Below are 8183 nucleotides of genomic sequence, written 5' to 3'. Positions count from 1 at the left end.
ACAACCTATCTTCCTGATTTGGATATTTTTTATCTGGAAAAGCTTTCTCTCGCTCATTAATAGTCATACCTTCAGCGTCCTCGTAATCCCGTTCTAGGAATTCCTTCATCTCAATTAGGGGAACATTAAAGTCCTGATTTATTATTTCAGCTGTTTGTTTTGCCCTTAATAATGGACTTGTTACGATTAAGTCCCACTTAGATTCTTTTAGAAACTGCCTACATTCCTCTGCTTGAAGAATTCCTTGCTTATTCAAGGCAATATCCGTTCTTCCCTGAAGCTTACCTAAAGAATTCCAATCTGTTTCACCATGTCTTATCAAGCATATTTTTGTAATATGTATTCTCTCCTTTAGTTAATTAAGAGTTTTTATTTTATTACTGGGAGATTCACACCATTAATCCAGTCTATGATAAATGGGGCTTGGTGTGGATTCAGGTTATCAGGTATCTCATTTTTAAATAAAAAGACCAGTTCCCGACTTTCGTTATTCGATTGTAAATTACCTTCGTAGTATTCGACATAAAAAATAATCTGTACACTAAATACTTTGTCTCCATTCCCATATTGTGCAAAACCATTTTTTCCAGAATATATACCAAACAAATTTACACTCTGTATGATTAAATTAGTTTCTTCGCGGACCTCTCTTCTAACGGTTTCTTCGAAAGTCTCACCTAACTCTAAAATCCCACCAGGAATACCCCAAATGTCTAAGTCCGTTCTTCGTTGAAGCAAAATTCTCCCAAACTGATCAACTATGATTGCACCGCATCCAACAGTTAGCAGCGTTTCATGCCCAATCAACTTCCTCATTGATTTAATATAATCGTTCATTGTAATTTCCTCTTTTGTTCAAGACTTGATAATGTAGTCAAAAATGTATAATCAGTTTCATCTATTGTTCCTATATCATCCTTTAAATTCCACCATACAATTTCAGATGTTTCATTATTCGGTAGAAAGGGGTGTATTTTTTCGACAGTAGCAAAATAAACAGGATTATATTTCACGTTATTTTTTGATAGATTTTTCACCTTTAATAATCCCTTAAATTCCAAATCATCTACACTTTGGCCTGTTTCCTCGTAAAGCTCTCTAATTGCGCATTCCTTAGGTGATTCGTTTTCTTCCCTTTTTCCTGCTGGTAACTCCCATTGTTTTCTCCATGTGTTGTAGCATAAAAGATATTTACCTAAGCTTTTTAATACTGCGTAAGAGCCTGCAATAGGATAATAATCTTCTATTTCATCTTCTTTTACACTAATAAAATCAAGAAACTTAAATCCATTATTCTTAGTGGAATTCAATGAATAACCCCCAATTTTCCCCATTAGAGAATAAAACTAATTTAATTTATCAATCAAAATATTCTTGTGGGTTTTAGACAACTTTATCAATTCGAAATGATTATTGGTTATTAGGGCTTTAAGGTGGTTTAGTTCTTCCCATGCCAAATCGTAAAGAGATTTATCGATTAATCCATTTGAAAATGCCTCATCAAGTTCATCGGCATCTTTTACAATTACCTCCCCATTCGGTAACAAAACAATATCTAGATATAAATCATCCAAATATGGAACATTGTTTTCGATTGAATTTTTATAACAAATATCTATATACCATTGAACGATCTCTCCATTAGCATCAAACATGGTTGTCACCGAATGGTTTTTCTCCAAAGGGAATTGTTGCAGCCACATATAACCATCATGCACAATACAAACACTTTTTTCCCCATAATTGACCCATAGTGGTTTCATAACTTTAATCGTATTTAATAGAGTTATATATCCCTTAAACTCTTTTGTATCAATAAATGACTGCGCATATTTTCGTTTTAGAATTCGTTTCCACTTTGAACGGTCGCCAAACTTCCTTTCCAACTCCTCATCCCCACATACAATATTGTTTATCTATGTAACAAAGCTGATCTTATATCCTTCCACTCATAAACTAATAGATTCAATTCAGCACCAGCAATTTTAATTTTTTCAGTTCTAAGCCATTCTGCACCAAGTGATTCATAAAAAAATCGTGATTTATTATCTTCTAAAACTTCTACAAAAATAGTTTTATATCCCAACTCATCTAACTTTGAGAATAGTTGCTGAACAAGTTGTCTCCCTATTCCTATGCCTTGAGATTCTTGAAGGACATAGATAGAGGTTAAGTCACCTGAATGATCCACTTTATTTGTTTCTCTTTTTCCGCCATCTGCAAATCCAATTATAAGCCCCTCATCATTTTCAGCTACGAAAACATAGTTCTGTTCATTAGATATATTCCTTATCCATAAATCTTTCCTCTGGTCATAGGACAGGTTATCTAAAAACTCGTTTGGAATAATGTTTTTATATGTTGTTCTCCAACAATCTACGTGAACCTTTGCAATTCCTTGTGCATCCGATAATTTTGCTTTTCTAATGATCATTTGTATTCCCCACCAACTTAGACCAGAAAGTAATGTGTTAAACAACAACTCTTCTCTGTTCTAAAAGAATTTATTTTACGAATTCATTTTATTGGATAAAGCTTATTAAATATTCCCTGTCTTCCGGAAATGTTAATTCTAATGTTTTAAGCGAGTCTACTGATACCCAACGAATATCATAAATAAGCTGATCGGGGTCCTGGATTTTTCTGCTGCCACCAACAACCTGAACTAAAAAGTAATGGACCTCATAATTTAAATCATGCTCTTCGTAAAATCCTTTTTTTATTTGTAACTCCTGAACAATGTTAACAATATAACCTGTTTCCTCTTCGATTTCTCTTTTACAACATTCTTCAAACGTCTCGCCCTGTTCCAGACCTCCCGAAGGAATGGACCAAGTTTTAATTTCTTCTGGTGTACCTTGTAGAACCATAAGAATATCTGATTTATCATTTATACAAACTCCAGCTGAACCATACCAAGTTTTCAAAGAATCACCCTATTCATATCATTAATGAAACTATTCTGTTTTTTTATGGAAATTCCTTCAAATTACTTTAATGATCCGTAGTAAATAAAGGAAATCCAGACAAATATATAGAATGGTAATCAAAGAAAAAATTTTAAAATTTCGCGTGAAATATTTATCGTTTTTTTGGAAGGAAGGGTATTTATAATGTTTTTTGTTCAAATGTCAGGTCATCCTGGATCTGGTAAGTCCACGCTTGCTCGACAAATCGGTAAAAGAACAGGTGCAGTAATCATTGACCATGATATTGTAAAATCTGCCCTTTTAAATTCCATTGATGGAGTTCCAATTGACTGAAAGCTAGCCGCTAAAATTTCTTACAATATAGACTGGTCTTTGATTGAATTTCACCTATCACAAGGACAAAATGTCATATTCGACTCTCCTTGCTTTTATGAAGAATTGATTGTAAAGGGAACTGGTTTAGCTAAAAAATATAATGTTAAATACAAATATGTTGAATGCTACCTTGATGACAGTCATGAAATAAATTTTCGATTAAAAAATCGCGAAAAAATGATCAGCCAAATAACAGAGATCTCCTCTGAAGAAGCTTTTAAATACACGATTAATAATAGTAAAAAACCTAATGAACATAAGTGCTTGGTTGTAGACACTGGCCAACCTTTAGAGGGTTACATTCAAACTGTTATGCAGTACATAGAGGAATAAAGACTCTTACGCAAGTGACATGTGCCATATTTAGGATGGCAGCATAGTCTTTTAAATGGAGGCAATAAATGGGCTATATTATGGATTTAAGAAAAGTGGTTGGAAGTCGTCCTCTCATTATGGTGGGAGCATGTGTAATTCTACTAAATAAAAATCATGAGATATTATTGCAGCTCAGAAAGGACAATAACTGCTGGGGACTAGCAGGAGGTTCTTTGGAGATGGGTGAAACTTTGGAACAAGTAGCAAAGAGAGAATTATGGGAGGAAACGGGTTTAGTCGCAAATAAATTACAGTTATTTAATGTTTTCTCCGGAGAAAAATTCTACTATAAATATCCGCATGGCGATGAGGTTTATAATGTAGTAACAGCTTACATATGTAATGATTATGATGGTGATTTGGTTGTTGATGAAAGTGAAGTTCAAGCTTTATCTTTTTTTGACTTAAACAGCCTACCAACCAATATTAGTCCACCTGATTTGCCAATTTTACAAGAATACATTAATAAATTGAAGTATAGGTGATGTATATCTCCTGTCATTAACGATTCCTTTTTTCGCTCAAAAAAATGAAATAAAGCAGCAGAATCCCCTTAAACAGTGTCAGGTACCCCTCATGGACAAATCATTTGATTTTGTCCATGAGGGGTACCTGACACCTTTTTCAAAGTCCGAATTAGATTGTTGACAATTGGGTTAAAATGTATTATCGTATCACTAATAATATCCACATATTGTAAAATGCAATGAAAAGGAAGAGTAATTAATTACTCGAATCTTAGAGAGCACATGCTGGTGAAAATGGGTATTCGAGCTTAATGAAAGAAGCCTTGGAGCAGTTGACTGAAAAATTGGAGTAAGTCTACCGGAAATTTCCCGTTAAAGAATTGTGCAGCAAGAAAATAAGTTGCTGCATTATGAGCGGGTTTTTAACCAATTTAGGTGGTAACGCGGAAGCTAGCCTTTCGTCCTTTATAAAGGATGAAGGGCTTTTTTATTTTGTACTTAAAGGAGGAAAAGATTGTGTTAAATGAGAACATTGCAGAACTGTTATTTCCGGATGTCAGGCATGTACCTGCTGATATTTATTCACTATTTCCGCCAAGAGATTTACCTTCATCTGCTTTGGTAACACGTTTTGCACCGAGCCCAACGGGTTCATTGAATATTGGCGGGCTTTACGCAACTTTAATATCGGAAAGACTAGCCCATCAAAGTAATGGAGTATTTTTTCTTCGTATCGAAGACACAGATAAAAAGCGTGAAATAGAAGGCAGCCTCGAGAACATCATTAATTCATTGACATACTTTGGGATTCATTTTGATGAGGGACCTCAGCTTTCAGGCGACGATAAGGGGGCTTACGGATCCTATAAACAAAGCTCCCGAATGCAAATCTATCACGTATTTATTAAGCATTTAGTACGAAATGGATTGGCGTATCCCTGCTTCTGTGATACAGACGACTTACAAAAGATAAGAAAAAGCCAACAGGATCTAAAAGTAACAACAGGATACTATGGTCAATGGGCGAAACATCGAGATATAACTTTTGAACAAGCTAAGGAGGAGATTTTAAATGGTAAACCGTTTGTTATTAGACTTAAAACTTCAGGGTCATCAGATAGGAGAATAACGTACCATGATTTGGTGAAAGGTCCGATTGAGATACCTGAAAATAACCAAGATATTGTGATAATGAAAACGGATGGTTTACCAACCTATCACTTGGCTCATGCCATAGATGACTATCTGATGGGTACAACCCATGTCATTAGGGGTGATGAATGGCTTTCTTCAGTGCCGATCCATATTCAATTGTTTGAAACCTTAGGTTTTAGAATACCGGAATTCGGACATATTGCTCCCATCATGAAGCAAGTCGGAGCTTCTAAACGAAAATTTAGTAAACGAAAGGATCTTGATGGTACCGCAGAGTATTACAAAGAACAAGGATACCCGGGAGTCTCTATAAGTGAATACTTCATGAATCTCATTAATTCCAACTTTGAAGAATGGAGGATTGCAAACCCACATCAATCATTTAGAAACTTTTTTATCTATACGGATAAAATGAATGCCAGTGGTGCTTTATTTGACATGAATAAACTGGATGACATCAGCAAGGAAGTTATCTCCAGGCTCACGGGTAAAGAAGTATTTGACCATTTATATACTTGGTCAAAGGAATTTGATACTGAGCTTTATAGTTTAATTGACAAGAATAAAAATTACACTGTAAACATTCTAAATATAGGTAGAGCCTTTGATAAACCGAGAAAAGATTATTCAAAATGGTCAGATGTGAAGCCAATGATTGCTTTCTTTTATGATGAATGGTTTGAAAAGGATGTGCTTAATGGCTATAAGTTACCTACAAATGTAAGTTTGGATGTTGCGCAAGAAATTGTACTAGGTTTCAGCAAAACTTATAGGTCTAATAATGAAAGAGAGGCTTGGTTCCAGGCAATGAAAGAACTTGCTGGGGAGCTCGGATTTGCAAAAGATATGAAGCAATATAAAGCCAATCCTGACCATTACAAGGGGCATATTGGAGATGTAGCGATGGTCATTAGGGTCGCTCTCACTAACAGAACTAATACACCTGATTTGTTTGATATCATGAAAGTAATGGGCGAAAAAAAGGTTCTTTCAAGAATGAAGACATTTTTCGGTGATTCCATTCAGACAACTTAAAAGCATATCAAAAAAATGACCGGATATTACTTTCCCGGTCATTTTAACTATATTTACTTAGTCATATATTCCAGATTAACCACTAGCACCAACCTACGCTTTACCACTATTTGTAATACTGTTCACGGCTATTAATGCTAGATTCATTCTTAACTATCTACCTCGAGTGCTGAAAAAAAGTTTAAAAGCAATCTTCAATAAAATGCTCCGTTTCACATGGGATTAATGCAATTTTTTCCCGTTATTGATTCCCGCAACATTTCTTATACTTGTTTCCACTTCCACAAGGGCAAGGATCATTGCGTCCAATTTTAAACCGGTCACGAATATCAATTACATTTGAATTGTTCTTAGTTTGCTTATAAGTTGAAGCTGGAAAGGGTTGTAAATGTCTTTCCTCTTTTTTACGTAATTCTGTCGGTGAGTATCCTTTCAATGCCCACATACGTGTATGATTATGAACTTCCATGACAAATGCTGTTAATTGTTGTACAAATTCGAAGGAAGGAAACTCGAATTTACTTTGCAAATACTGTATTAACATCGTCGGGTGCGCATCTGAGTTAATCATATATATGAATTGAGAGGCGATTTCATTTTTTTCTTGAACCGTCAATTCATATGAATTCGACAGAAATTGAAGGAACTTTTCCATTTCAGGAGTTTTATCGATGAAACCTGGAGTTCCTGCCTTTAAAAGCTGTATTTTAGTAAATGGGTAATAATTGATATCAGGTCTCGCTTTGTGCTCCTCCATCATTTTTTCGGCATTAAAAATACTATGATTTACCATGTATCCACCATATGATGAAATAGATGCCCTTATCTGACCATAATATTCACTAGCAGATGATATAACATCAAAATACTCCTTAATATTAACTTCACGTTTTGTTAATGCTTTGATCTGATCAATTAGTTCGGAAGTCTCCATAACCCCATAATAATACAGCATCCCATGGGTCAAACGAATCCAATCAGTATTTTGGCGTATTCGGTTTTGAAGCTCTACCTGATTAATTTTTTCAAATTGTTTGATCAGCTCCAAAGGAATTGTTAATAGCTTTTGGCCATCATTTAGGACTGGAAAAATAATACCCAAACCCATCATTGATGTAATTTTGGATATCGGAAATTCATCACTAATATGTAACATTCCAGAATTATTGAAAATTTGTTGGATTAAGTCCGTTCGTTCTTGATCTAATGTATATAAAACTTGTTCAAAATGGGAAGGGATCGAGTGTGAAAGTTCAGCTGCCAACTCTCCTTTTTTTAACGAACTCATACCTTTAAGCCTAAGCTGTTTACGGATATCATCTAATTCATCCTTTGTCAGCAAGTTTAAAACATTGATAAGCTGACAAGGTGTTTCAATCATCTTCCAGATTTTCTCCTCCCGTTTCACCTGTAACTGTCGCGTATGCTCTTTTGCACCTTGGATCGCATTTATAATTTTATTCCTTGTTTTTTTATCTAGTTTATCCATATTCTACTCCTTATCTAAATAAGCTGTCACTTCCCCATTTAGAAATACTGAGAAGTAAAAGCGTACAATCGGTTATTCAGCTTCTAACAAATACTATACCTATTTCCTTCTTCATTTTGAAGCGTGAAATAACAAAAGCGCAATTCCTCTGATGTACGCTCTTTTTTTATCAAGAAACATCAACTTGAATGGTAAAAAATGTTACTCTATTTTTCCGATAAGCATTTTCTCTCTGATCAGCAATAAAATGAATTAAAAACAAAAGGTGGATGAATTGTAACCGTCAACCCCGATTGGACACTTTTTGCTCATTAGCGCTGAACACTTTTTAATCTTTGAAAATCCTTTGTTGGTTCT

The 8183-nt window shown here is 34.8% G+C and carries 9 protein-coding genes, 1 pseudogene and 1 other annotated feature; of the genes and pseudogenes, 3 read left to right on the top strand and 7 right to left on the bottom strand.

The genetic code is table 11. The annotated features are described in order from the left end of the window. From DBX25_RS21030 to DBX25_RS01725, 6 genes are all read right to left on the bottom strand, one after another. Window positions 1–337: histidine phosphatase family protein (locus tag DBX25_RS21030; protein ID WP_240620132.1), on the bottom strand; the 337-nt coding region annotated here is incomplete at its 3' end. A 32-nt stretch (window positions 338–369) separates the two neighbouring features. Then, the gene (locus DBX25_RS01745; RefSeq protein WP_108669066.1) at window positions 370–837 is read right to left on the bottom strand and encodes an NUDIX hydrolase; all 468 of its coding nucleotides are present in this window, start codon (window positions 835–837) and stop codon (window positions 370–372) included. Beyond that, on the bottom strand, window positions 834–1310 hold the full coding sequence (locus DBX25_RS01740) for an NUDIX domain-containing protein (RefSeq protein WP_108669065.1): 477 nt from the start codon (window positions 1308–1310) through the stop codon (window positions 834–836). The genes DBX25_RS01745 and DBX25_RS01740 overlap by 4 nt, the downstream gene beginning before the upstream one ends. A 36-nt stretch (window positions 1311–1346) precedes the next feature. Further along, on the bottom strand, window positions 1347–1886 hold the full coding sequence (locus DBX25_RS01735; protein WP_108669064.1) for a ribonuclease FAU-1 family protein: 540 nt from the start codon (window positions 1884–1886) through the stop codon (window positions 1347–1349). A gap of 26 nt (window positions 1887–1912) precedes the next feature. Then, on the bottom strand, window positions 1913–2434 hold the full coding sequence (locus DBX25_RS01730; RefSeq protein WP_108669063.1) for a GNAT family N-acetyltransferase: 522 nt from the start codon (window positions 2432–2434) through the stop codon (window positions 1913–1915). An 88-nt stretch (window positions 2435–2522) separates the two neighbouring features. Further along, window positions 2523–2927: an NUDIX hydrolase gene (locus tag DBX25_RS01725; RefSeq protein WP_108669062.1), complete on the bottom strand. Its 405-nt coding sequence runs from the start codon at window positions 2925–2927 to the stop codon at window positions 2523–2525. A 186-nt stretch (window positions 2928–3113) separates the two neighbouring features. Between DBX25_RS01725 and DBX25_RS01720 the strand changes: the two are divergent. The 3 genes and pseudogenes from DBX25_RS01720 to gltX all read left to right on the top strand — a co-directional run bounded on the left by DBX25_RS01720 (window position 3114) and on the right by gltX (window position 6337). Then, window positions 3114–3638: pseudogene (locus DBX25_RS01720) on the top strand (P-loop nucleotide/nucleoside kinase family protein). 68 nt (window positions 3639–3706) lie between these two features. After that, window positions 3707–4165, top strand: a complete 459-nt coding sequence (locus DBX25_RS01715; RefSeq protein WP_108669061.1) for an NUDIX hydrolase — start codon at window positions 3707–3709, stop codon at window positions 4163–4165. Window positions 4166–4377: 212 nt separating this feature from the next. Beyond that, window positions 4378–4616: a binding site (T-box leader), on the top strand. Between the two features lie 47 nt (window positions 4617–4663). Then, window positions 4664–6337: a glutamate--tRNA ligase gene (gene gltX / locus DBX25_RS01710; RefSeq protein ID WP_108669060.1), complete on the top strand. Its 1674-nt coding sequence runs from the start codon at window positions 4664–4666 to the stop codon at window positions 6335–6337. Window positions 6338–6578: 241 nt separating this feature from the next. On the opposite strand, the gene DBX25_RS01705 is transcribed toward gltX, so the two are convergent. Next, on the bottom strand, window positions 6579–7826 hold the full coding sequence (locus DBX25_RS01705) for a YecA family protein (protein WP_108669059.1): 1248 nt from the start codon (window positions 7824–7826) through the stop codon (window positions 6579–6581). Between the last annotated feature and the right edge of the window lie 357 nt (window positions 7827–8183).

It is taken from the genome of Peribacillus acanthi (assembly GCF_003073175.1).
Classification (GTDB): domain Bacteria; phylum Bacillota; class Bacilli; order Bacillales; family DSM-1321; genus Bacillus_BN; species Bacillus_BN acanthi.
Note: the sequence above shows the minus strand (reverse complement) of the source record. Positions and strands in the feature narration are given on the sequence as shown.